The 22,409-nt window shown below is 67.0% G+C and carries 22 protein-coding genes; 7 read left to right on the plus strand and 15 right to left on the minus strand.

The features are described 5' to 3' along the window. The first annotated feature begins 50 nt into the window (after window positions 1–50). The gene (locus tag K32_RS07475) at window positions 51–1,055 is read left to right on the plus strand and encodes an NAD(P)-dependent oxidoreductase (protein ID WP_201403415.1); all 1,005 of its coding nucleotides are present in this window, start codon (window positions 51–53) and stop codon (window positions 1,053–1,055) included. A gap of 202 nt (window positions 1,056–1,257) precedes the next feature. Here K32_RS07475 and K32_RS07480 read toward each other — a convergent pair whose 3' ends face one another. From K32_RS07480 to K32_RS07545, 14 genes are all read right to left on the minus strand, one after another. Further along, complete coding sequence (locus K32_RS07480; RefSeq protein ID WP_201403416.1) at window positions 1,258–1,452, minus strand: type II toxin-antitoxin system HicA family toxin; 195 nt, start codon at window positions 1,450–1,452, stop codon at window positions 1,258–1,260. Beyond that, the gene (locus K32_RS07485) at window positions 1,449–1,706 is read right to left on the minus strand and encodes a DUF1902 domain-containing protein (protein WP_201403417.1); all 258 of its coding nucleotides are present in this window, start codon (window positions 1,704–1,706) and stop codon (window positions 1,449–1,451) included. The genes K32_RS07480 and K32_RS07485 overlap by 4 nt, the downstream gene beginning before the upstream one ends. Before the next feature lie 57 nt (window positions 1,707–1,763). After that, window positions 1,764–2,498 carry an SDR family NAD(P)-dependent oxidoreductase gene (locus K32_RS07490; protein WP_244669892.1) on the minus strand — a complete coding sequence of 245 codons (735 nt, stop codon included), beginning with the start codon at window positions 2,496–2,498 and terminating at the stop codon, window positions 1,764–1,766. 104 nt (window positions 2,499–2,602) lie between these two features. Continuing rightward, window positions 2,603–4,069: an amidophosphoribosyltransferase gene (purF, locus tag K32_RS07495; protein WP_201403419.1), complete on the minus strand. Its 1,467-nt coding sequence runs from the start codon at window positions 4,067–4,069 to the stop codon at window positions 2,603–2,605. Window positions 4,070–4,150: 81 nt separating this feature from the next. Then, window positions 4,151–4,852, minus strand: coding sequence for a CvpA family protein (locus K32_RS07500; RefSeq protein ID WP_201403420.1), 702 nt, complete (start codon window positions 4,850–4,852; stop codon window positions 4,151–4,153). Between the two features lie 61 nt (window positions 4,853–4,913). Beyond that, window positions 4,914–6,371: a DNA repair protein RadA gene (gene radA / locus K32_RS07505; protein WP_201403421.1), complete on the minus strand. Its 1,458-nt coding sequence runs from the start codon at window positions 6,369–6,371 to the stop codon at window positions 4,914–4,916. Next, window positions 6,371–7,501 carry an alanine racemase gene (alr, locus tag K32_RS07510; protein ID WP_201403422.1) on the minus strand — a complete coding sequence of 377 codons (1,131 nt, stop codon included), beginning with the start codon at window positions 7,499–7,501 and terminating at the stop codon, window positions 6,371–6,373. Before alr ends, radA begins: the two co-directional genes overlap by 1 nt. 353 nt (window positions 7,502–7,854) lie before the next feature. Continuing rightward, window positions 7,855–9,342 (minus strand): replicative DNA helicase, encoded by a 1,488-nt coding sequence (locus K32_RS07515; protein ID WP_201403423.1) that lies wholly within the window; start codon window positions 9,340–9,342, stop codon window positions 7,855–7,857. Window positions 9,343–9,559: 217 nt separating this feature from the next. Further along, window positions 9,560–10,822 (minus strand): cyclopropane-fatty-acyl-phospholipid synthase family protein, encoded by a 1,263-nt coding sequence (locus tag K32_RS07520; RefSeq protein WP_201403424.1) that lies wholly within the window; start codon window positions 10,820–10,822, stop codon window positions 9,560–9,562. Between the two features lie 223 nt (window positions 10,823–11,045). Beyond that, window positions 11,046–11,606 (minus strand): 50S ribosomal protein L9, encoded by a 561-nt coding sequence (gene rplI, locus K32_RS07525; RefSeq protein WP_201403425.1) that lies wholly within the window; start codon window positions 11,604–11,606, stop codon window positions 11,046–11,048. A gap of 39 nt (window positions 11,607–11,645) precedes the next feature. Beyond that, complete coding sequence (locus K32_RS07530) at window positions 11,646–12,593, minus strand: hypothetical protein (RefSeq protein ID WP_201403426.1); 948 nt, start codon at window positions 12,591–12,593, stop codon at window positions 11,646–11,648. A gap of 206 nt (window positions 12,594–12,799) precedes the next feature. Then, window positions 12,800–13,063: a 30S ribosomal protein S18 gene (gene rpsR, locus K32_RS07535; RefSeq protein WP_201403427.1), complete on the minus strand. Its 264-nt coding sequence runs from the start codon at window positions 13,061–13,063 to the stop codon at window positions 12,800–12,802. Continuing rightward, window positions 13,063–13,524 (minus strand): 30S ribosomal protein S6, encoded by a 462-nt coding sequence (gene rpsF, locus K32_RS07540; protein WP_201403428.1) that lies wholly within the window; start codon window positions 13,522–13,524, stop codon window positions 13,063–13,065. The genes rpsR and rpsF overlap by 1 nt, the downstream gene beginning before the upstream one ends. A gap of 410 nt (window positions 13,525–13,934) precedes the next feature. Next, the gene (locus tag K32_RS07545; protein ID WP_201403429.1) at window positions 13,935–14,801 is read right to left on the minus strand and encodes an aldo/keto reductase family oxidoreductase; all 867 of its coding nucleotides are present in this window, start codon (window positions 14,799–14,801) and stop codon (window positions 13,935–13,937) included. A gap of 96 nt (window positions 14,802–14,897) precedes the next feature. Between K32_RS07545 and K32_RS07550 the strand changes: the two genes are divergently transcribed. The 5 genes from K32_RS07550 (at window position 14,898) to K32_RS07570 (ending at window position 20,541) form a co-directional block, all read left to right on the plus strand. Then, on the plus strand, window positions 14,898–15,797 hold the full coding sequence (locus tag K32_RS07550) for a LysR family transcriptional regulator (protein WP_201403430.1): 900 nt from the start codon (window positions 14,898–14,900) through the stop codon (window positions 15,795–15,797). Window positions 15,798–15,943: 146 nt separating this feature from the next. Beyond that, complete coding sequence (locus tag K32_RS07555) at window positions 15,944–17,698, plus strand: alkaline phosphatase (protein ID WP_201403431.1); 1,755 nt, start codon at window positions 15,944–15,946, stop codon at window positions 17,696–17,698. A 400-nt stretch (window positions 17,699–18,098) separates the two neighbouring features. Further along, window positions 18,099–18,551, plus strand: coding sequence for a hypothetical protein (locus tag K32_RS07560; RefSeq protein ID WP_201403432.1), 453 nt, complete (start codon window positions 18,099–18,101; stop codon window positions 18,549–18,551). Window positions 18,552–18,562: 11 nt separating this feature from the next. Continuing rightward, window positions 18,563–19,249, plus strand: coding sequence for an ABC transporter ATP-binding protein (locus K32_RS07565; RefSeq protein ID WP_201403433.1), 687 nt, complete (start codon window positions 18,563–18,565; stop codon window positions 19,247–19,249). After that, window positions 19,246–20,541, plus strand: a complete 1,296-nt coding sequence (locus K32_RS07570; RefSeq protein WP_201403434.1) for an ABC transporter permease — start codon at window positions 19,246–19,248, stop codon at window positions 20,539–20,541. Before K32_RS07565 ends, K32_RS07570 begins: the two co-directional genes overlap by 4 nt. Here the strand turns inward: K32_RS07570 and K32_RS07575 are convergent. Beyond that, a complete protein-coding gene (locus K32_RS07575) occupies window positions 20,531–20,872 on the minus strand; it encodes a hypothetical protein (RefSeq protein WP_201403435.1) in 342 nt (113 codons plus the stop codon). The two genes, K32_RS07570 and K32_RS07575, sit on opposite strands and share 11 nt — an antisense overlap. Before the next feature lie 312 nt (window positions 20,873–21,184). Here K32_RS07575 and K32_RS07580 point away from each other — a divergent pair, with 312 nt between their 5' ends. Beyond that, on the plus strand, window positions 21,185–22,405 hold the full coding sequence (locus K32_RS07580; protein WP_201403436.1) for an MFS transporter: 1,221 nt from the start codon (window positions 21,185–21,187) through the stop codon (window positions 22,403–22,405). Window positions 22,406–22,409 lie beyond the last annotated feature (4 nt).

Genomic DNA, 22,409 nt, shown 5'->3' on the forward strand with positions numbered 1-22,409 from the left:
TTCCCGGGGCCGGATACGGCTCCCTGCCTCACGCAGATAGGATCGACGTCATGACATCGCCCATCCACGTCCTGATGACGGGCGATGATCTGCTGGAGCCGGCATCCCGGATCCTCGATCCGATCGGCGCGCGGATCGAGACGATGAGCGGGCCGATCGATCGGGCGCGCATGATCGCGACGCTCGCGGCCCGGCGGTTCGACGCCATCCTGGTGCGGGCCAATCCGCCGCTCGACGCCGCCGTGCTCGACGCCGCGCCGGGTCTCGCGCTGATCTCCAAGATGGGGGCAGGGGTCGACAGCGTCGACCTCGCCGGCGCGACCGAGCGCAACATCCCTGTGATGACAGCCGGCGACGCCAATGCCGATGCGACGGCGGAAATGGCGATTGCCCTGATCCTGGCGATCCGGCGCGATGTCGTGCGCCTCGATGCGCGGCTGAAGGCCGGCATCTGGGATCGCGGCCCCTACAGGGCGACCGAGCTTCGCGGCCAGACGCTGGGCATTGTCGGGCTTGGCCGCATCGGTCGGCGCGTCGGCGAGATGGCCCGTGCGCTGGGCATGCGGGTCATCGCCTCCGGCAGGCCCGGCGCTGCCGCGTCGGCTCAGGCCGGCTTTGCCGTCATGCCGTTGGACCAGCTTCTGGCCGAAAGCGACATCGTCAGCCTGCACTGCCCGATGGATGCCAACAATCGCGGCTTCTTCGATCGCAACACGATCTCCCGGATGAAGCCGGGTGCGCTCCTGGTCAATACGGCGCGCGGCGGGCTGCTGAACGAGGCCGATATTGCCGAAGCTCTCGTCGACGGGCGCCTCGGCGGCGCGGCGCTCGATACGCTGGCGGTCGAGCCGCCGGCGGCGGGCAATCCGCTGCTGACGGCGCCCAACACGATCATCACCCCGCACATCGCCGCCGAGACGGCAGCGACCATGGAGCGCATCGCGTTGATGGGGGCGGAGAATATCGTGAACTGGTTCAGCCGGCGCGAGATCCTCGTCGACCGGCTGGTCAACCGCGCGGTGCTGTCGCGGCTGAAGGATGTTTCGGTCATCTGATCCCGGGCGGGCGGGCGCATGCCACGCTGGCGGCGAAGCACCTTTTTGCACCCCTCCCTCAGGGAGAGGTCGACGCACGCAGAGGCCGTGCATCATCCAATCGACCGGCCCGATCCGATTGACGCGATCCTGCTTCGCATCGAGCAGCAGGGCTGACGCGCCACACCCATGATTCAAGGGCCGGCCGAGGAAGCCGAATGTCTCAGAACGCCTTCGGAAGGCCTGCGTCCTTCAGGATCTTGTTGGCGGTATGGCGGGATCGGATGGATACCGGCACGGTAAATGGCAGGTCCGACTTCGGACTTCGCCAGATGTCGTGATCGCCGCGTCCATGTCGAACGAACCAGCAGCCGTTTGCGATCAGGATCGATCGAAGCGGCTTGCCGTAGTCGTTCATGCAGCCGTGCTCAGCCGCACCCGCGTGGTCGCATGGGCGACCACTTCGATCGAATACTCGCGTGTCGGGTTGTCGCGATCGGCGAGGAAGTCCGCTTCCTCGAGGAGGTCGGCGACGAGACCAGGCAACTGCTCGATCAGCGCTTCGAGCGTGTTGGATTCGGCGTTAAGGCCTGGGACATCGCTCGCCTCGACGAACCAGACACCTGCATCCGGGTCGAGCGCTGCTTTCACGATGATGAGATGACCGGACATGAACAGGTCTCCAGTTGGCAACATCTGGCCACAGATGTCGCCATCCGGCAAGATCGCCTACAGGAAGCGCGTCACGTTCTTGCTCAGGAATTCGAACCGCGTGCCGTTGTCGGTGAAGCCGGGGGCGATCATGCGGACGATGTCGGGCGCGACGACGCCGGGATGCTGCAGCGTGGCGGGATCCTCGCCGGGCCGGGCCTTGGCGCGCATCTGGGTGTGCAGCGGGCCGGGATCGAGCAGGTTGGCGCGGACGGTGCTGGAATCGATTTCCGCCGCATAGGTGCGGACGATCGCCTCGAGTGCTGCCTTGGAGGCGGAATAGGCGCCCCAATAGGGCCGGCAGGTCACCGCCGCGCCCGAGGTCAGGAACAGCGCGCGGCCGGCGTCTGACTGGCGCAGCAGCGGATCGAGCGAGCGGATCAGGCGGTAGTTGGCCGTCACGTTGACGGTCATCACCGTATCCCATTCCTTCTGGTCGAGATGGGCGACCGGAGTGATCAGACCCAGCTGGCCGGCATTGCCGACGAGGCCGTCGAGCTTGCCCCAGCGCTCGTAGATCGAATAGCCGAGCCGGTCGATCGCCTCGAGATCCTTCAGGTCGAGCGGCACCAGCGTCGCCGAGCCGCCCTTGGCCTTGATGGCGTCGTCGAGCTCCTCCAGCGCGCCGACCGTGCGGGCTATCGCGATGACATGCGCGCCGGCCTCGGCCACCGCCAGCGCGGCGTTCCAGCCGATGCCGCGCGAGGCGCCGGTAACGACAACGATGCGGCCGGAGAGAGCGGGTGTAGTCAAGGAGGCGTCCAATCGAGCTTCGGGAGAGTGCCCGGTCCGGGCTGACGATCCGGCGTCCGGGAAGGCCGGGCGCCGGAAGGGGCGGGGATGGGAGGCGGGACGGTTCAGCTCGCCTCGGCGAGCCGGGCCAGCGGCTGCACCTTGCCGCGATCCTCGAAATCGGCGAGGCGGGTCGGATAGTCGCCGGTGAAGCAGGCGTCGCAGAACTGCGGGGCGGCGTTGTCGCGCTGGGCTTCGCCGACGGCGCGATAGAGGCCGTCGATCGACAGGAAGGCCAGGCTGTCGGCCTTGATGAAATCGGCGATCTCCTGGACGGTCATGTGCGAGGCGATCAGCTTCGATTTCTCGGGCGTGTTGACGCCGTAGAAGCAGGAATCGGTCGTCGGCGGGCTGGCGATGCGCATGTGCACCTCGGCGGCGCCCGCGTCGCGCACCATCTGCACGATCTTCATCGAGGTGGTGCCGCGCACGATCGAATCGTCGACCAGCACGACCCGCTTGCCGGCGATCACGTCCATGTTGGCGTTGTGCTTGAGCTTGACGCCCATGTGGCGGATCGCGTCAGTCGGCTCGATGAAGGTGCGCCCGACATAGTGGTTGCGGATGATGCCGAGGTCGAACGGGATGCCGGCGGCCTCTGCATAGCCGATCGCCGCCGGAACGCCGGAATCCGGCACCGGCACGATCACGTCGGCGTCGATGCCGCTTTCGCGGGCCAGCTCGGCGCCGATGCGCTTGCGGACCTGATAGACGCCGCGGCCGTCGACCGACGAATCCGGACGGGCGAAATAGACATATTCGAACATGCAGAAGCGCGAACGCTGGCGCTCGAACGGGAAGAAGCTCTCGATGCCCTCGTCGGTGATGATGACCACTTCACCAGGCTCGACGTCGCGCACATAGGTGGCGCCGATGATGTCGAGCGCGCAGGTCTCGGAGGCGAGGATATGCGCGTCTTCGAGCTTGCCGAGCACGAGCGGGCGCACGCCGAGCGGATCGCGGCAGCCCATCATCTTCTTTTCCGACAGCGCGACGAGCGAATAGGCGCCCTCGATGCGGCGGATGGCGTCGATGAAGCGGTCGAGCAGCTGGCCGTGGATCGAGGTGGCGATCAGGTGGATGATCGTCTCGGTGTCCGAGGTCGACTGGAACAGCGAGCCGCGACGCTGCAGCTCGCGCTTCAGCGTCATCGCGTTGGTGAGATTGCCGTTATGCGCGACGGCGAAGCCGCCGCCGGCGAATTCCGCGAACATCGGCTGCACGTTGCGCAGGCCGACGCCGCCGGTCGTGGCGTAGCGGTTGTGGCCGATGGCGCGCCGGCCGGGCAGGCGGTCGATCACCGTCTTGCGGGTGAAGTTGTCGCCGACGAGGCCCATATGGCGCTCGATCGAGAACTGGCGGCCGTCATGGGCGGCGATACCAGCCGCCTCCTGGCCGCGATGCTGGAGCGCGTGCAGGCCGAGCGCGGTCAGCGCGGCCGCATCGTCATGGCCGAAGACGCCGAAAACGCCGCATTCCTCTCGGAGGTGGTCGTCGTCCGAGTCCATCGGCAGCATCGAAAAGTCGTTCATTTCCGGTCCTCATAACCCGAACAGGCGCCCTGTCGCGGCGTCTCAGGGATTGGTCAATTCCCCCGGTCATTCCGGCGTCGGCTATTGCTCCGGCCCTTCGGCTGGCGCTTCGCCATTGTTGTCGAACAGATTGTCCAGGCCTTGGCGCTCCTGGGATCCGTAGCTCGGCGTCGGCTGCTGCGGCGCTGCGCCCGGCTGCGGGGCCGCCGCCGGCGCGCCGGCATCGGGCGCTTCGTCGACAGGCGTATCAGTGGGGGACGCCGTATCCTCGCCGCCGTGGTGCAGCCGATCCTGTATCGTCTTCTCGATGTCCTCGGGCAAGGCCGCGACGAGCTTGTCGGCTAGTGACTTCAACATAGGCGCGCTTTGCGCATCCGCAACCCATGCCGGCTGGCGATCGGAAAGGATCCAGGACAGGAAGGCGAAGGCGATCACCACCAGCAGAAGGCCGCGCGCCACGCCGAAGCAGAAGCCGAGGATGCGGTCGAGCAGGCCGACGCGGCTGTCGATGACGAAATCGGAGATCTTCATCGCGATATAGCTCGCGATGATCAGCGCGACGAAGAAGATGCCGGCGGCGGACGCGATGACCGCCACGTTCTTGTTGGCGATGTAGGGCTCCACGAAGGGCAGCAGCGACTTGTAGAAGAAGAAGGCCGCCGCCGCCGCCAGCGCCCAGGAGGCGACCGACAGCACTTCTCGGACGAAGCCGCGCACCATGGCCAGCATGGCCGAGATCAGCACGACGACGAAAACCACACCGTCCAGTATCGTGACCGGCATACCTATCCTGACCCCTCAAGCCACGCGCTCTTGCCCATCGGTGGGGTTTAGCCCGTCGCGCTCACGAATCCAATGCCTCATCGGCCACAGCTGACCGTCGTCTTTCGGCCTGGTCGGGCACGGCGCGGCGCTCGGGCCGTGTCCCGGAGGCCGCGATGGTGGCCACCAGGGCGGCGAGCTGGTCGATCCCCTGCAGTCCGGGAACGGCGCTGGCGTCCTTGTCGATCGAGACGAGGGGCAGCACGGCCCGCGAAAAACCTAGCTTTTGCGCCTCTTTCAGCCTTTGCGACGCCTGCGAGACCGGCCGCACGGCGCCCGACAGACTGATCTCGCCGAAATAGACGCAATCGGCCGGCAAGGCGATGCCGGAGAGCGAGGAGACGAGCGCCGCCGCTACCGCGAGATCGGCCGCCGGCTCAGCAATTTTCAGCCCGCCAGCCACCGCCAGATAGACGTCGTTCGGTCCGAGCTTGATGCCGCAATGCGATTCGAGCACGGCGATCACCATGGCGAGGCGGCCGGAATCCCAGCCGACCACGGCGCGGCGCGGCGTGCCGAGCGGCGAGGGCGAGACGAGCGCCTGGATCTCGACCAGAACGGGGCGCGTGCCCTCCATGCCGGCGAAGACGGCGGCGCCCGGCGAGGCGGCGTTGCGCTCGCCGAGGAAGAGCTCCGACGGATTGGGCACTTCGCGCAGGCCGCTGCCGGTCATCTCGAAGACGCCGATCTCGTCGGTGGCGCCGAAGCGGTTCTTCACCGCGCGCAGGATGCGGAAATGATGGCCGCCTTCGCCCTCGAAATAGAGCACGGCGTCGACCATGTGCTCGACGACGCGCGGGCCGGCGATCTGGCCGTCCTTGGTGACATGGCCGACCAGCACGACGGTGGCGCCGGAGTGCTTGGCGTAGCGGATCATCGCCTGGGCCGAGGCGCGCACCTGCGACACCGTGCCCGGCGCCGATTCCGCCAGCTCCGTCCACAGCGTCTGGATTGAGTCGATGATGACAAGGGCCGGCACCGGGCCGGCCTGCAGCGTGGCGAGGATGTCCTCGACACTCGTTTCGGCGGCGAGCGCCACCGGCATGTTGGCGACGCCCATGCGCTCGGCCCGCAGGCGGACCTGCGCCACCGCTTCCTCGCCCGAGATGTAGACGACGCGCTGACCCTGGGCCGCGAGTGCGGCGGAGGCCTGCAGCAGCAGCGTCGACTTGCCGATGCCGGGATCGCCGCCGACGAGCAGCGCCGAGCCACGCACGAAGCCGCCGCCCGTCACGCGGTCGAGTTCGGCGATGCCGGAGGGAATGCGCGGCGCGTCGGCGCTGCCGCCGGAGAGCGGCTGCAATTCGACGATGCGGCCGCGCTTGCCGCCGGCGCTCTTGGCGGGGCCGCCGCCGATGCCGCCCGTGGCGCTTTCCTCGACCAGCGTGTTCCACTCGCCGCAGGCTTCGCAGCGACCCTGCCAGCGCGGGCTGGCGGCGCCACAGTTCTGGCAGATGTACTGGATCTTGGCCCGAGCCATCACACGCCTCCAACGTAGTGGCGGTCATAGCGGCCGCCGAGGCTGGTCAGGAGTTCATAGCCGATCGTCCCGGCCGCCGAGGCGACCTCGGCGAGCGGCATGCCGGAACCGAACAGCTCGACCCAGTCGCCGCGCTCCGCTTCCGGGATATCGGTGACGTCGATCGCCATCAAATCCATCGAGATGCGGCCGACGAGCGGCGCGCGCCGGCCATGCAGGAAGGTCTCGGCCCCCTTGGCGGCGTCCGTCGAGCTCGCATGGCGGTGATAGCCGTCGGCATAGCCGGTCGAGAGGATGGCGATGCGGCTCTGGCGATGCACCGTTTCCGCCGCGCCATAGCCGACGGTCTCGCCCGCCGGCACGTCGCGGATCTGCACGATGCGCGCCTCGGCGGTCACGACCGGCTCGAGCGGCGGCAGGTCGATCCGGTAGGTGCCGCCATAGAGGCCGATGCCGGGGCGGACGAGATCGAACTGGAAGTCGCGGCCGAGCGTGATGCCGGCGGTGTTGGCGAGCGACGCGGCGACGCCCGGGAACAGGCTCCTGACGTCCTGCATCGTCGCGAGCTGGCGGGCGTTGAGCGGATGGTCGGGCGTGTCGGCGCAGGCGAGATGGCTCATCACCAGGGAAAGGCCGAGCTTGTCGAGCCTCGCCTTGTCGCTCGCGAGCTCCCGCGCCTCGTCGAAGGTAAGGCCGAGGCGGTTCATGCCGGTATCGACATGCAGCGCCGCCTGGCCGGTGCCGCCGGCGGCGCGATAGGCTGCCCAGTCCTCCAGTTCGCCCGTCGAGCCGATCACCGGCCGCAGATGGTTCGCCGCATGCATCGAGGCGAGATCGCGCGCCAGTCCGTTCAGCACATAGATGGTGGCGTCCTTCAGCACCGAGCGGAGGCGAACCCCTTCCTCCGGCAGCGCGACGAAGAAGCTGCGGCAGCCGGCGGTCGAGAGGGCGCGCACGGCCGGCTCGACGCCGATGCCATAGGCGTTGCCCTTGACGGCGGCGGCGGTCTCGGCCGCGCCTGCCTGGGCATCCAGCGTGCGCCAGTTGCGGGCCAGCGCCGCGAGATCGATCGTCAGCCGGTTGCCGGCCGTGATCGGCGTTTCGACGGGATTGGGATCTGATTGTTCCATCGGGGCAGGGTACGCGATTCTCGGTCGTCGGCGGGCGATCATGGACGGGAACTTCCTGCTCCCCGTCTCCCCGATTTTCGCGGCGATCTCAAGGCGGTAGCCCGCACATCTTGAGAACGCCGCCCTCATCATGCTGAGGAGGCCGCAGGGCCGTCTCGAAGCACGCAGAGAGGTCGTGCCATCGAAAGTTTTCCCGAGACCGTGCGTCCTTCGAGGCCCGAGCTGTGCTCGGGCACCTCAGGATGGTGGAAACCGAGCGCTGCATGACGGCTGGGGAGGAACGCGCGACGGCCTCCTCAAGGCGAGAGGTGAAGAACCGCGCCTGTGCTTCAAGGCAGCCTATGCGTAAGCCGCTACTCGAACGATTCGGGCAGGTGGTCGCGCCTGGCCAGATTGGAGAAGCGGGTGATCTCCGCCTCGAACTGCAGCGGCACGGTGCCGGTCGGGCCGTGGCGCTGCTTGCCGATGATCACTTCGGCGACGCCGGCGACCTGCTCCATCTCCGCCTGCCACTTGAAGAACTCTTCGGTGCCTTCCTTCGGCATCTTGCCCTTCAGGTAATATTCGTCGCGATAGACGAACATCACCACGTCGGCGTCCTGCTCGATCGAGCCCGATTCACGCAGATCCGCCAGCTGCGGCCGCTTGTCCTCGCGCGCCTCGACCTGACGCGAGAGCTGCGACAGCGCGATGACCGGGACGGCGAGTTCCTTGGCGAGCGCCTTCAGGCCGGTGGTGATTTCGGTGATTTCCTGCACGCGGTTGGCCTGGCCCTTGCCGGAGCCCTGCAGCAGCTGGAGGTAGTCGATGATCAGGAGGTCGAGGCCACGCTGGCGTTTCAGACGGCGGGCGCGGGCCGTCAGCTGCGCGATCGAGATACCACCAGATTGGTCGATGAAGAGCGGAATCCGCGCCATTTCGCGCGAGGCTTCGACGACCTTGGCGAACTGGCGCTCGTCGAGCGAACCGCGGCGGATATGCGAGGACGAGACGCCGGATTGCTCGGCGACGATACGCGTCGCCAGCTGTTCGGCCGACATTTCGAGCGAGAAGAAGCCGACGATGCCGCCATTGACCGACTTGGTCGACCCGTCGGGCTGAACTTCGCCGCGATAGGCCTTGGCGATGTTGAAGGCGATGTTGGTGACGAGCGACGTCTTGCCCATGGCGGGACGGCCGGCGAGCACGATCAAGTCGGACGGTTGCAAGCCGCCCATCTGGCGGTCGAGGTCGTCGAGGCCGGTCGAGATGCCGGAGAGATGGCCGTCGCGCTGGTAGGCGGCGCTGGCCATGTCGATCGCCGCCTTGAGCGCGTCCTCGAAGGACTGGAAGCCGCCTTCGTTGCGGCCGGTTTCGGCCAGCGCGAACAGGCGGCGCTCGGCGTCCTCGATCTGCGCCTTGGGCGGCATGTCGATCGGCGCGTCGAAGGCGATGTTGACGACGTCCTCGCCGATGCCGATCAGCGAACGGCGGAGCGCCAGATCGTAGATCGAGCGGCCATAGTCCTCGGCGTTGATGATGGTCGTCGCCTCGGCGGCGAGGCGGGCGAGATACTGCGCCGGATTGAGCTCGCCGATGGCGAGGTCCGCCGGCAGGAAATTCTTCAGCGTGACCGGATTGGCGATCTTGTTCTGACGGATGATCTGCGCGATGAGCTCGTAGATCTGCTTGTGCACCGGCTCGAAGAAGTGGCCGGGGTCCAGAAAGTCCGAGACGCGGTAGAACGCCTCGTTGTTGACGAGAACGGCGCCCAGAAGCGCCTGCTCGGCCTCGATGTTGTGCGGCGGCTGCCGGTAAAACTCGGCAGGCTGCGGCTGCGCGGCTCGTGCTGGAACGTTCATGGTCAACTTGCTCTCAATCCCCTGAACCTTAGTTAGGCGCAGGTATGGCCGATCTCCTAGCGTTTGCTGGTTTGTGCCCGTTATCCAGAGGCCCGGACCGAGGATCCCCGGCGATTCGCACTTCCTGCTTGCACGACGCGATTCATGGACGATCCGGCCACGGTAGTGGCCGATTCGCCCATGAAGATGACGTCCGTATGTCTGGACTGCGAAAAGATTATCCGCCGCCGGCCAGCTTCAGCGAAGGCCGCGTGCCGGCCTTGTCGCGGATCCGGAGGGCTTCTTCCGCCTGCCAGATGTAGTCCCGCGTCAGCGGCAGCGCGTTCTGGTCGCGGACGATCTGGATCTGGAAGATCATCATGTCCTGGTAGCGGAACGCGGTTTCGGAAGCGGCGAGGTAGAACTCCCACATCCGGCAGAACGCCTCGTCATAGAGCGCCACCGCTTCATCGCGGCGGGCCATGAAGCGTTCGCGCCAGGCCTTGAGCGTCTCGGCATAGTGCAACCGCAGGATCTCGACGTCCGTGACCTTGAGGCCCGCCTTCTCGATGGCCGGAAACACTTCCGAGAGGGCAGGGATGTAGCCACCCGGGAAGATGTATTTCTGGATCCAGGAGTTGGTCTCGCCGGGTTCGTCGAAGCGTCCGATGGCGTGCAGCACCATGACGCCGTCCTCGGTCAAAAGTTGGCGCGCCTTGTCGAAATATTCGCGAAAATGCCCGACGCCGACATGCTCGAACATGCCGACCGAGATGATGCGGTCGAACTGGCTCTTCAGCCCGCGATAGTCCTGCAGCAGGAACTTGGCGCGATCGGCCATGTTGAGCGCGGTGGCGCGCGCGTTGGAGACCTTGTGCTGCTCTTCCGAGAGCGTCACGCCGGTGACGTCGACATCCGCGTGGGTGGCGAGGTAGAGGCCGAGGCCGCCCCAGCCGGAGCCGATGTCGAGCACCCGCTGGCCCGGCGCGAGCGCGAGCTTCGCGGCGAGATGGCGCTTCTTGGCGAGCTGCGCTTCCTCGAGGCTGGTATCCGGCGTCTCGAAATAGGCGCAGGAATATTGCTGGTCGCTGTCGAGGAATAGCGAATAGAGCCGCCCGTCGAGATCATAGTGATGGGCGACGTTCTGGCGCGAGCGGAACGGCGTGTTCCACTGGCGGAAGCGGCGGGTCAGGACGCGGAGGCGGTAGAGCGCCCGCATCCACCACGACCGGCCGCCGCTGCCGGTGTTCTGCAATACGACTTCGAGGAAGTCGTAGATCGAGCCGCGCTCGACGACGAATCCCCCGTCCATGAAGGTCTCGCCGAGTTTCAGCTCAGGGTTGGTCATCACCGCCCGTTCCGCGGCGGCGGTGGTGAACCGGACGCGGACTGGAATTCCGCTGCCGTCGCCGAAACTGTGAAGCCTTCCTTTGGCGTCGATAACTTCGAGCGATCCATGCTTCAGGACGCCCGACAAGTAGTTGATGAGCAACCGGTTCATCGTGATCCGCTGCCCCCTCCTGAATGGCTTGGTTTACCAAGGCAGGTTGCGACATGGCGGTCGGTGACGTCCGGCCGTCTACTGAATGGTAACTCCGATTCCGTCGCGTTATCAACCCGGTAAGCAGGGATATGACGACGTAGCGACACCCAAGAAAAAAGGGCGCCGCGATTGCCGCGGCGCCCCTCGAAAATAAGGCTCCCTTGCGGAAGCTGGAGACCGATTAGATCTCTTCGTCGTCGACGCCGGCGAAGCCTTCGCCTTCCGGCAGCGGCTCGAGCTCGAAGTCGTCCTGGACGGCCGACAGGTCTTCGCCCTGCGACTGGCGGGCAGCCTCGTCAACCGAGCGCGCGACGTTGATCGTCACGGTGGCTTCGACTTCCGGATGCAGCGCGATCACGACGTCATGCAGGCCGATCGTCTTGATCGGAACTTCGAGCACGACCTGGCTGCGGCCGACCGAGAAGCCGTTCTCGCTGACCAGCTCGGCGACGTCGCGGCTCGAGACCGAACCGTAGAGCTGACCGGTCTCGCCGGCCTGGCGGACGACGATGAAGGACTGGCCGTTGAGCGCCTCGGCGACGGTGTCGGCATCCTTCTTGCGCTCGAGGTTGCGGGCCTCGAGGTGAACCTTCTCGGCCTCGAAGCGCTTCTTGTTGGCTTCGTTGGCGCGGAGCGCCTTGCCCTGCGGCAGCAGGAAGTTACGGGCGTAGCCGTCCTTGACGTGAACGATCTCGCCCATCTGGCCGAGCTTGGCGACGCGTTCGAGCAGAATGACGTCCATGAGAGTGACTCCTTCGAAGTTTGAATCAGGAATGTTGACTTACGAGATGCCGGTCCGCGCCGCGAAGCGGCGGGCCCGGAATTGAAGCGCCGTGTCGACCAGTCCGACCACGGCCATGATGCCGAGCGGCAGCAGGAAGACGAAGCTGACGGCATAGACGAGGAAGAGCAGCAGCGGCCGCGCTGCCTTGCCGAGCAGCATGGCGTGCAGCAGGCCGAAGCCGGTCAGGGCGAAGGCGAAGCCGATCGCGCCGGCGACGGCCGCGGCGATCTGGCCGGGGACGCCCGGGATCATGCTGGCGACGAAGGCGGCGCCGAACAGGAACGCGGCCTGCTGCGGCAGCACGACGGTCCAGAGCGGCGTCCATTCGCGCTGCAGCAGCCCCGACATGCGGGCAATCCGGGCGCCGAGCCAGGTCGAGAGCACGAGGATGCCGAGCGTCAGGCTGGCCGAGGTGAACGGCATCAGCGCGATGTTGAAGCGGATCAGCGGCTCGATCTCGGCGTCGGTCGGCGTCATGCCGTCGGAGGCCGATTCGGCCAGCCAGCCCTTGAGCACCGTCATGGTCTGGCTGATCAGCGCCTCGGGGTCATAGCTGAGCACGATGCCGGAGACGACGACGGCGACCGCGACGACGATCGCCGCGCGGAACAATACCGAATCGAGCGGAAACCACTGCCGGCCGTCGCCGGTCTCGTCGGGACGCGACAGGCCGATCAGATGGGCGACCCAGGCGACGGGCGCGGCGAACAGGATGAAATAGAGGCCGCCGGCGATCGGGCCGATGGTGAAGCCGATCAGCGCGGAGGCGAGCACCGCCGCGGCGGCGCCGGACATCGTGCCGAATCCGAGACCGGCGATGGCGATCGGCAGCGGCGACAGGATGAAGAGGGGGAAGGCGAGCGCGGTGCCGCTGATGAGGCCGGCGAACAGAAGCGCCGAGGCCATTCCGGCGCCGAGGCCGATCAGGATGTTCCGCATTGTCATATCTCGCTGTCCCGCTTCGAGAGCGGTTAGAGGACGGTCAAAGACGCCGGCCCCAACCAAGTCTTCGCCCAAAGGGCGATCGAAAAAGTCTTCGCCCAAAGGGCAATCGAAAATCTGGCCCCGGAGGGCGTGTCGGGCCGGCGAGGCGTCGGCCCGACGAATTCAGCCGGTCGCGTATCGGGACCGAAGTCCCGGCGACCGAAGTCTTACTTGATCACGTAGGGGATCAGGCCGAGGAAGCGGGCGCGCTTGATCGCCTGGGCGAGCTCGCGCTGCTTCTTGGCCGAAACAGCCGTGATGCGGGACGGAACAATCTTGCCGCGCTCGGAGATGTAGCGCTGCAGGAGACGGATGTCCTTGTAGTCGATCTTCGGCGCATTCGGGCCCGAGAACGGGCAGGTCTTGCGACGACGGAAGAACGGGCGACGCTGGCCGCCGCTGGACGCGCTGGTGGTGCCGATCTCAGCCATTATTCAGCCGCTCCTTCAGATTCTTCCGAGCGCGGACGACGCTCGCCACGGAAACCGCCGCCGGCGCCACCGCCGAAGCCGCCACGCGGACGGTCGCCACGATCGCCGAAGCGGCCGCCGCGATCACCGTCGTCACGGTCGCGCTTCTGCAGCATGGCCGACTGGCCTTCCTCATGCGCCTCGACCTTGAGGGTCAGGATGCGGAGGATGTCTTCGTTCATGCGCTGCTGACGCTCGAGCTCGGCCACGGCGGCTGCCGAGGCGTCGATGTTCATCAGCGTGTAGTGCGCCTTGCGATTCTTGCGAATGCGGAACGCAACGGACTTCAGGCCCCACTGCTCGATCTTGCCGACCGAACCGCCATTGGCCTCGATGAGGCCCTTGAACTGCTCGGTCAGTGCTTCGACCTGCTGTGCGGACACGTCCTGTCGCGACAGAAATACGTGCTCATAAAGCGGCATGATTGCCCTTCCTTTTCGTTTCCCGGCGCCAAGCCTCACCGAAGCCTTCGAGAAAGGCTGATCGGTACAACTTCGAGAGCGGAGACACGGGAAGACGGGATCTGCGATCCCTGCGGCTCTCGCCGCCTTCCGTTCAACCCCCGGCCGGGTGTCGTTACGACGGGCGGTGCATATACGGGAATGGCGGCGAAGGCAAGGTGCGAGCCGGATTTCTTGGTGCGCCGGCTGTGCGATCCCGCCCCAAGAAAGTCCCTCACCCAACCCTCTCCCGCGAGCGGGAGAGGGCCAGGACTGCGGCTTTTCATCGGCCTTATAGCGCGGCCAGGTTTAGAGCCGGCGTCAAGACCGGCGCCGGCGAACTCCCTCTCCCGCCTGCGGGAGAGGGTTGGGGTGAGGGTCTTGTCGAACCCTCAGCCACCGATGCCGTTCAGCTCGGCAATCGCATCTTCCGGCAGGACGAGGTCGGCGACGGCGAGGTTTTCGCGAAGGTGCGCGACCGACGACGTGCCGGGAATCAAGAGGATGTTCGGCGAGCGCCGCAGCAGCCAGGCGAGCGCCACCTGCATCGGCGTCGCGCCAAGGCGGGCGGCGACCTGGGTCAGCGTCGAGGACTGCAGCGGGCTGAAGCCGCCGAGCGGGAAGAACGGCACATAGGGAATGTTCTGGCGGGCGAGGTCGTCGATCAGCGCGTCGTCGCCGCGATGCGCCAGATTGTAGTGGTTCTGCACGCAGGCGATCTCGGTGATCCCGCGCCCTTCGGCGACCTGGGTCGCCGTGACGTTGCTGAGGCCGATATGGCGGATGAGCCCCTGCTGCTGCACCTCCGCCAGAACCGTCAGCATCGGCTCGATCGAGCCTTCCGCCGGCCCGTGGATGTCGAAGGAGATGCGCAGATTGACGACCTCGATCACGTCGAGACCGAGATTGCGGAGATTGTCGTGCACGGCCTCGCGCAAGTCGTCCGGGGCGAGGGCGGGGAGCCAGGACCCGTCCGCGCCGCGCCGGGCGCCGAACTTGGTGACGAGGACCAGATTGTCCGGATAGGGATGGAGCGCCTCGCGGATCAGCAGATTGGTGACGTGCGGGCCGTAGTAGTCGCAGGTGTCGATGTGGTTGACGCCTTGCGCGATCGCCTCGTGCAGCACGGCGATGGCCGCGTCATGGTCGCGGGGCGGGCCGAACACGCCGGGGCCGGCCAGTTGCATGGCGCCATAGCCGAGGCGGTTCACGGTGCGGTCGCCGAGCTTGTAGGTGCCGGCGCGATCGATCGAGGACATGAGCTCTCTCCTTCAAGGGGGCGACGCAGAGATAGAGAGTGCCGGCGCTCGGGATAATCCGGTACAATTGGCACGGGCTGTGCGGGAATTCGAACAATGACGGTGGATCTGAGCGACCTGAATGCCTTCGCGGCGGTGGCGCGGGCGAAGGGGTTTCGCGAGGGCGCGCGGGCAAGCGGCAGCAGCGCCTCGTCGCTGAGCCAGGCGGTGCGCCGGCTGGAGGCGGAGCTCGGCGTCCGGTTGCTCAACCGCACGACCCGCAGCGTGGTGCTGACCGAGGCGGGCAGGGGGCTGATGGAACGGCTCGCGCCGGCGCTGGCCGAGGTCGAGGCGGCGCTCGACATCGTCAACGGGTTTCGCGACCGGCCGGCCGGCGTGCTGCGCCTCAACGTGCCGATCAGCGCGATCCGCCTCGTGCTCGGCCGCATCGTGCCGCCTTTCCTCGCCGCCTATCCGGAGATCCGCCTGGACGTGACGGCCGAGGACAGTTTCGTCGACGTGCTCGCCGCCGGTTGCGACGCCGGCATCCGCTATGACGAGCGGCTGGAGCAGGACATGATCGCGGTGCCGATCGGACCGCGCGTGCAGCGTTTCGCCACCGTCGCCGCGCCCGCCTATCTCGCCCGCCACGGCCGGCCGGAGCATCCGCGCGACCTGCTCGGCCATGCCTGCATCCGCAGCCGCTTTCCCAGCGGCTCGATGCCGGCCTGGGAATTCGAGCGCGACGGCGAGATCGTCCGGGTCGACCCGACCGGGCCGCTGATCGTCCAGGCGGGCGCCGCCGGCGACCTCGCGGTCGATGCCGCGATCGCCGGCACCGGCATACTGCATCTCTTCGAGGACTGGCTGCGGCCGCAGCTCGACAGCGGCGCGCTGGTGCCGCTGCTGGAACCCTGGTGGCAGACCTTCTCCGGACCGTTCCTCTATTATCCCGGACGCCGCCTCGTGCCCGCGCCGCTCAGGGCCTTCGTCGATTTCATCCGCGCGTCGGCGTAGCCGCCCCGGCATCGGCGTCCCGGCGATCCACGACCCCTTTCCACACCGCTCCGGTTTCATCGGCAGGTTTCATATGGGTGTCATGCGCAACTCTTAAGGCCCGGACGTTGGCCGCTGCGCGGTCCCCCATCTTAAAGAGGCTCCCGATGCGCAAATTGCTGTTCACCCTTGCCGCGACGACCATGCTCGCCGGCACGGCACAGGCGACCACTGTCTATCCGCTCGACCGCGCCACGATTCTCGCCGGCTCGCCGTTCGACTTCAAGGTCGAGTTCAACGAGACGGTCAAGCCCGAGGACATCAAGGTCACGGTCAATGGCCAGGACTACAAGGCGGTGTTCGGCGCCGAGGCGACCTTCACCGAATCCGAGACCGGCAAGAACGACAAGAAGCTCGGCTCGGCGCTGATGCTGCGCAAGCTCGTGCTCGCCACGCCCGGCACCTACACGGTCGAGGCTTCGGCCGGCGCCGAAAAGAAGTCGGTCACCTGGGACGTGTACGGCACCGCCGAGCAGCCCAAGGTCAAGAACGTCATCTTCCTGCTCGGCGACGGCCTCTCCGTCGCCCACCGCACCGCGGCCCGGATCATGGCCAAGGGCATGACCGAGGGCAAGGCCGACGGCCGCCTCAACATGGACGACCTCGATCGCATGGCCTTCATCGGCACGTCGTCGACCGAAGCCGTCGCCACCGACAGCGCCAACACCATGTCGGCCTACATGACCGGCCACAAGACGGCCGTGAACGCCCTCGGCGTCTATGCCGACCGCACGCCGAACAGCTTCGACGATCCGAAGGTCGAGACGCTGGCCGAGGCGCTGCGCCGCCAGACCAAGAAGTCGATCGGCATCGTCACGACCTCGGAACTGCAGGACGCGACCCCGGCCGCCGTGGTCGCCCATACCCGCAAGCGCGCCGACAAGGCCGAAATCACCGGCATGATGTTCGACATCCAGCCGGAAGTCGCCCTCGGCGGCGGCTCCGCCTACTTCCTCGGCAAGGACACGCCCGGCTCCAAGCGCAAGGACGACAAGGACTACATCAAGCAGTTCCAGGACGCCGGCTACACGCTCGCGACCGACCAGGCGGAGCTCGAGAAGGCCGCCGGCACCAACACCGGCAAGATCCTCGGCCTGTTCCACACCGGCAACATGGATACGCTGCTCGACCGCAAGTTCCTGAAGAAGGGCACCGTTCCGAAGTTCCCGAACCAGCCCGGCCTGGTCGAGATGACGGAAACCGCCTTGGAGCAGCTCTCGAAGAACCCCGAGGGCTTCTTCCTGATGGTCGAGGGCGCGAACATCGACAAGATGTCCCATCCGCTCGACTGGGACCGCGCCGTCGTCGAGACCATCGAGTTCGACAAGGCCGTCGGCGCTGCCCGCGCCTTCGCCGAGAAGAACCCGGATACGCTGATCATCGTCACCGGCGACCACACCCATGGCGTCTCGATCATCGGCACCGTCGATGACGACAAGCCCGGCACCGAGATGCGCGAGAAGGTCGGCACCTATGCCGACGCCGGCTTCCCGAACTACACGCATGAGAACAAGGACGGCTACCCGGACCGGGTGGACGTGTCGCGTCGCCTGTTCCTCGCCGCCAACAACGGCCCGGACCACTACGAGACCTTCCGTCCGAAGCTCGACGGCCCGTTCGTGCCGGCCGTGCAGAACGAGAAGAAGGAATACGTCGCCAACGAAGCCTACAAGGACGTCCCCGGCGCCGTCTTCGTCCAGGGCAACATCCCGAAGGAAGGCGACTCGGGCGTCCATGCGGTCGACGACGTCGTCCTGCAGTCGGCCGGCCCCGGCTCGGAAGGCTTCAAGGGCTACATGGAGCAGAGCGACGTCTACCGCGTGATCGTCGACGCGCTGGCGCTGGCGCCCGCCAAGAAGTGATCCGCCGGCCCCTGGCCGCGATCTGAAACCCAGGCTTCGGGCGCCCGCGCCCGGAGCCATCTCCAGTTTGGCTCGGTCCGTGCAGTTCCTTGCCTTCACCTCTCCCTGAGGAGACCTTCGCGCAACACCGCCGTCATCGTGCTGATGGGGTCTTGCCACCCACCGCCGTCATCCCGGCGAAGGCCGGGATCCAGACACACCGGCCGATGGCCGATAGGCTGGTCCAAGCTTTCTTGGCCGGTGTTTATGGGCCCCGGCCTCCGCCGGGGCGACGGAGCCTTGCCAATCGGGCGTGGGCCGCATGGCGCCTAGGTGTTCTGTAAAAGGTCTCCACAGGGAGAGGTGAGGGGACACAGCTCTTCCGGGCGAAGCCGGTCCTTTCACCAGAAGGAACGATGTCATGACGCTGATACGGATTTCGCGGCGCTCGGTGCTGGTTGGCGGCGTTGCGGCGCTGGTGGGGGCGGGGCCCGCGCTCGCGGCGGTCCCGACGCTCACCTTCGACGAGCTCTATGGCTCCGTCGGCGTCCTCGGCCTGACCTTTTCCGACAAGGTGAAGCAGCTCGCCGGCCAGACTGTCACCATGCGCGGCTTTATGGCGCCGCCGCTGAAGGCGGAAGCGGCCTTCTTCGTGCTCACCGAAATCCCGATGGCGCTCTGCCCGTTCTGTTCGTCCGATGCCGACTGGCCGGACAACATCCTCGTCGTCTATCTCGGCGAGAAGCAGACCTTCGTGCAGCCGAACGCCGTTATCGAGGTGCGCGGCCAGCTGGAATTCGGATCCTGGACCGATCCGGAAACCGGCTTCGTCAGCCTGCTCCGGCTGCGCGACGCCAGTTTTCGCGCGATCTAGGAGCGCGCGCCATGCTCGGATTGCATCTCGAAGGACTGGATGTCTCCTTCGCCGGACTGCCGGTTCCCGTCCTCTCGATCCCGCTTCTGGAAATCGCGCCCGGCGAACGCGTCGCCGTCACCGGGCCGTCCGGCTCCGGCAAGAGCACGCTGGTCAATATCGTGACCGGTCTGGAGCGCGCGACCAAGGGCGTCGTGCGCTGGCGCGATACCGATATCGCCCGGCTCTCGGAGGGCGCCCGCGACGCGTGGCGCGCCGGGAATGTCGGCCTCGTCATGCAGGATTTTCACCTCTTTCCCGGTCTCTCGGCGCTGGAAAACGTGCTGCTGCCGGTTCGCCTGCGCGCCCGCGGAGTCGGAGCGCATATCGACCGGGCGCGGGACCTGATGCGCCGCGTCGGGCTCGGCCGGCATGACCAGAAGGTCACCACCATGTCGCGCGGCGAGATGCAGCGCGTCGCCGTCGCCCGCGCCCTGCTCAGGAAGCCCGGCGTGCTCATCGCCGATGAACCGACCGCGAGCCTCGATGCCGAGAGCGGCGGCGCGGTGGCGGAACTGCTTTTGGAACTCTCCCGCGAGGAGGGCACGACGCTCCTCGTCGTCTCGCACGATCCGCGCCTGGTCGAGCGGATGGATCGCCGTATCCGCCTCGCCGCCGGGCGGATCGCTTCCACCGCCGAGGGAGATCTGACCGCATGATTCGCTTCGTCTTCGCCGATCTCCGCCGCCTCTGGGCGGGTTCGCTGGTCGTCATCCTGCTGGTCGCGCTGGCGACCGCGCTCGGCATGGCCGTGACCCTGCAGGAGCGGGCGCTTCGCCTGGGCAGCGCGCGGGCGGCCGACAAGTTCGATCTCGTCATCGGCGCCGCCGGCAGCGAGACGCAGCTGGTCCTCTCCTCGGTCTTCCTGCAGGCAGCACCCCTGCCGCTGCTGTCGGGCAAGATCCTGCACGATCTCGCCGGGGATCCGCGCGTCGGCCGGGCGGCTCCCGTCGGCTTCGGCGATTCCTTCGGTGGGTATCCGATCGTCGGTACCACCACGGTGCTGATCGACGGCGCCGGCGGCGGGCTCGCCGAGGGCCGCGCCTTCGCCGCGAAGCCGGAGGCGGTGGTCGGCTCGAGCGTCGCGCTGGCGCTCGGCCAGGAGGTGAAGCCGATGCACGGCATGCCGGGTGAGGGCGGCCACACCCACGCCGAGATCACCTATCGCGTCGTCGGCCGCATGGCGCCGACCGGCACGCCCTGGGATCGCGCCATCCTGGTGCCGATCGAGGCCGTCTGGGGCATCCACGGCATGGGGCCGGGCCACGAACACGAGCACGACCATGACGCCGCCGGCCATGAGGAAGAGGGCCACGACGAGGCGGGGCACGACGAGCCCGGTCATGCGCACGACGCGGATCATGACCATGGCGCAGAACCACCCGCAGCGCTCGGCGGTCCGTGGAGCGACGCGACTCCAGGCGTCCCCGCCATTCTCGTCAAGCCGAAGACCTTCGCCGACGCCTACAAGCTTCGCGCCCAGTATCGCGCCGCTCCGACGCTGGCCGTGTTCCCGGGCGAGGTGCTGACGGCGCTCTATGCGACGCTGGGCGACGCCAAGGCGGTGCTGACGGCCGTCGCCATCGGGGCGCAGATGCTCGTCGCGGCGGCGATCGCGCTGGTGACGGTGATGCATGTCAGCCAGCGCCGCCGCCAGATCGGCGCGCTCCGGGCGCTGGGCGCGCCCCGGCTGGCGCTGTTCGGCATCGTCTGGACGGAACTGTTCCTGCTCGTCGGCGTCGGCATCCTCGCCGGCTGCGCGCTCGGCTATGGCGCCGCGCAATTCCTGTCGGCCTGGTTCACCCGCGAGAACGGCGTCGTGCTGCCGGTCGAGTTCGCGCGCTCCGATTTCTGGCTCGTCCTGGCGCTGCTCGGCGTCTCGGCCGTGCTGGCGGCGCTGCCGGCCTGGCTTGCCTATCGCCAGCCGCCCGCGGCCGCTCTCAGATCGTGAGGGCGCTGACGACGATGATCATGGCGACGCCGAACGCCGTGATCAGCAGTCCGATCATGAAGCGGTTTTTCGCGCGCTGGTAGACGGGGATCTCGAGCGAGTTGACCTCGAGCATCTCGGCCAGCGCCTTGATCTGCAGCACGATGCCGATCGCGAGCGCGATCGCCGCGACGTAGTCCCACGGCATCCAGGCGGAGGCGTCCGTCGCCCATTGCGCCGTGAAGCCGAGCGAGAAGCCGACGATGATGCCGATCGCGGTCAGCGATCCATTGCGGAAGGCGGCGTCGATTCGCGTCGCCGGCTCGCTCTCCTTGCCTGCTAGCTCTTGCATCGGCGGGTCTCCTCGCGCGCCTCTTCCCCAGCTGTCGGGAGCGGTCAAGCCGCGCTTGAGCCTACCCGATGCGGGATGTTCGATACATGACGTTGCGGAGTCGGCGGGAAAAGGGCTGCGCGGAAAGCCATGCGCAGGATGGGGCCGTTCGCGCCCCGTTTGCACCCATCAATTCGCGTGATGCGAGCATCACGTTTTCTACGCTTCACTTTCCAAATTACCGGGGTCATAGTGCAAATCCTCCATACGACCTCCGGAATCCGCCGCCTTCGAGCCCGCCTTCCTCTGGTCTCTCAATCAAGGACTTTGGAAGTGAGCGAAAGCGCGCAAGCCTTGCCCGCGTCGCCGGGGCGCGGCGTCGTCGAACGGACATCCCTCGGCATTCTGGTCGCGATCAGCGTCTCGCACATGCTGAACGACCTCATGCAGTCGGTCATTCCGGCGATCTACCCGATCCTGAAGGACGAGTTCACGCTGAGCTTCGGCCAGATCGGTCTGATCCAGCTGGCCTTCCAGCTGACGGCGTCGATTCTGCAACCGGTGGTCGGCATCTATACGGACAAGCGCCCGCAGCCCTTCTCGCTGGCGGTCGGCATGGGCGTGACGCTTTGCGGCCTGCTGATGATGTCGGTCGCGACCAGCTATCCGATGCTGCTGCTCGCCGTCGCCCTGATCGGCATGGGCTCGTCGATCTTCCATCCCGAGGCGTCGCGCGTCGCCCGCATGGCTTCCGGCGGACGGCACGGCTTCGCGCAGTCGCTGTTCCAGGTCGGCGGCAATTTCGGCTCGGCGATCGGGCCGTTGCTGGCGGCGCTGATCGTGCTCGCGCGGGGGCAGGCGAGCGTCGCCTGGTTCTCGCTCGTCGCGCTCGCGGGCATGATGATCCTGACCCGCGTCGGCTTCTGGTATCGCGATCACCAGCGCGAGCGGGCGAAGGTGGCCGCGCCGCCGGTGGTGCAGACCTTGCCACGCAAGGTTGTCGTCCGCTCGATCCTGATCCTCGCCGTGCTGATCTTCTCGAAGTTCTTCTACATGGCGGCGCTGACCAGCTACTACACCTTCTATCTGATCGAGACCTTCGACGTTTCGGTGAAGGATTCGCAGCTCTACCTGTTCGCCTTCCTGGCGGCGGTGGCGGCGGGAACCATCGCCGGCGGCCCGATCGGCGATCGCTTCGGGCGCAAGTCGGTGATCTGGTTCTCGATCCTCGGCGTGCTGCCCTTCACGCTGCTGCTGCCGCACGTCAACCTGTTCTGGACCTGTGCCTTCTCGATGGTCATCGGCGCGATCCTCGCCTCGGCCTTCCCGGCGATCATCGTCTATGCGCAGGAGCTGGTGCCGGGGAAGGTCGGCCTCGTCTCCGGCCTGTTCTTCGGCTTCGCCTTCGGCATGGGCGGCATCGGCGCCGCGGCGCTCGGCGAGCTGGCCGACTGGACGTCGATCGCCTTCGTCTTCCAGATCTGCGCCTTCCTGCCGCTGCTCGGCCTGCTGACGGCCTTCCTGCCGAACATCCGGTCGCCTCGCCGGACCTGACCGG

It is taken from the genome of Kaistia sp. 32K (assembly GCF_016629525.1).
Lineage (GTDB): Bacteria > Pseudomonadota > Alphaproteobacteria > Rhizobiales > Kaistiaceae > Kaistia.

Excerpts from the sequence above, each read along its gene's own strand:
- K32_RS07475 (WP_201403415.1), top strand. The coding sequence starts at position 51 with ATGACATCGCCCATCCACGTCCTGATGACGGGCGATGATCTGCTGGAG.
- K32_RS07480 (WP_201403416.1), bottom strand. The coding sequence starts at position 1,452 with ATGAACGACTACGGCAAGCCGCTTCGATCGATCCTGATCGCAAACGGC.
- K32_RS07485 (WP_201403417.1), bottom strand. The coding sequence starts at position 1,706 with ATGTCCGGTCATCTCATCATCGTGAAAGCAGCGCTCGACCCGGATGCA.
- purF (WP_201403419.1), bottom strand. The coding sequence starts at position 4,069 with ATGAACGACTTTTCGATGCTGCCGATGGACTCGGACGACGACCACCTC.
- K32_RS07500 (WP_201403420.1), bottom strand. The coding sequence starts at position 4,852 with ATGCCGGTCACGATACTGGACGGTGTGGTTTTCGTCGTCGTGCTGATC.
- radA (WP_201403421.1), bottom strand. The coding sequence starts at position 6,371 with ATGGCTCGGGCCAAGATCCAGTACATCTGCCAGAACTGTGGCGCCGCC.
- alr (WP_201403422.1), bottom strand. The coding sequence starts at position 7,501 with ATGGAACAATCAGATCCCAATCCCGTCGAAACGCCGATCACGGCCGGC.
- K32_RS07515 (WP_201403423.1), bottom strand. The coding sequence starts at position 9,342 with ATGAACGTTCCAGCACGAGCCGCGCAGCCGCAGCCTGCCGAGTTTTAC.
- K32_RS07520 (WP_201403424.1), bottom strand. The coding sequence starts at position 10,822 with ATGAACCGGTTGCTCATCAACTACTTGTCGGGCGTCCTGAAGCATGGA.
- rplI (WP_201403425.1), bottom strand. The coding sequence starts at position 11,606 with ATGGACGTCATTCTGCTCGAACGCGTCGCCAAGCTCGGCCAGATGGGC.
- K32_RS07530 (WP_201403426.1), bottom strand. The coding sequence starts at position 12,593 with ATGACAATGCGGAACATCCTGATCGGCCTCGGCGCCGGAATGGCCTCG.
- rpsR (WP_201403427.1), bottom strand. The coding sequence starts at position 13,063 with ATGGCTGAGATCGGCACCACCAGCGCGTCCAGCGGCGGCCAGCGTCGC.
- rpsF (WP_201403428.1), bottom strand. The coding sequence starts at position 13,524 with ATGCCGCTTTATGAGCACGTATTTCTGTCGCGACAGGACGTGTCCGCA.
- K32_RS07545 (WP_201403429.1), bottom strand. The coding sequence starts at position 14,801 with ATGTCCTCGATCGATCGCGCCGGCACCTACAAGCTCGGCGACCGCACC.
- K32_RS07550 (WP_201403430.1), top strand. The coding sequence starts at position 14,898 with ATGACGGTGGATCTGAGCGACCTGAATGCCTTCGCGGCGGTGGCGCGG.
- K32_RS07555 (WP_201403431.1), top strand. The coding sequence starts at position 15,944 with ATGCGCAAATTGCTGTTCACCCTTGCCGCGACGACCATGCTCGCCGGC.
- K32_RS07560 (WP_201403432.1), top strand. The coding sequence starts at position 18,099 with ATGACGCTGATACGGATTTCGCGGCGCTCGGTGCTGGTTGGCGGCGTT.
- K32_RS07565 (WP_201403433.1), top strand. The coding sequence starts at position 18,563 with ATGCTCGGATTGCATCTCGAAGGACTGGATGTCTCCTTCGCCGGACTG.
- K32_RS07570 (WP_201403434.1), top strand. The coding sequence starts at position 19,246 with ATGATTCGCTTCGTCTTCGCCGATCTCCGCCGCCTCTGGGCGGGTTCG.
- K32_RS07575 (WP_201403435.1), bottom strand. The coding sequence starts at position 20,872 with ATGCAAGAGCTAGCAGGCAAGGAGAGCGAGCCGGCGACGCGAATCGAC.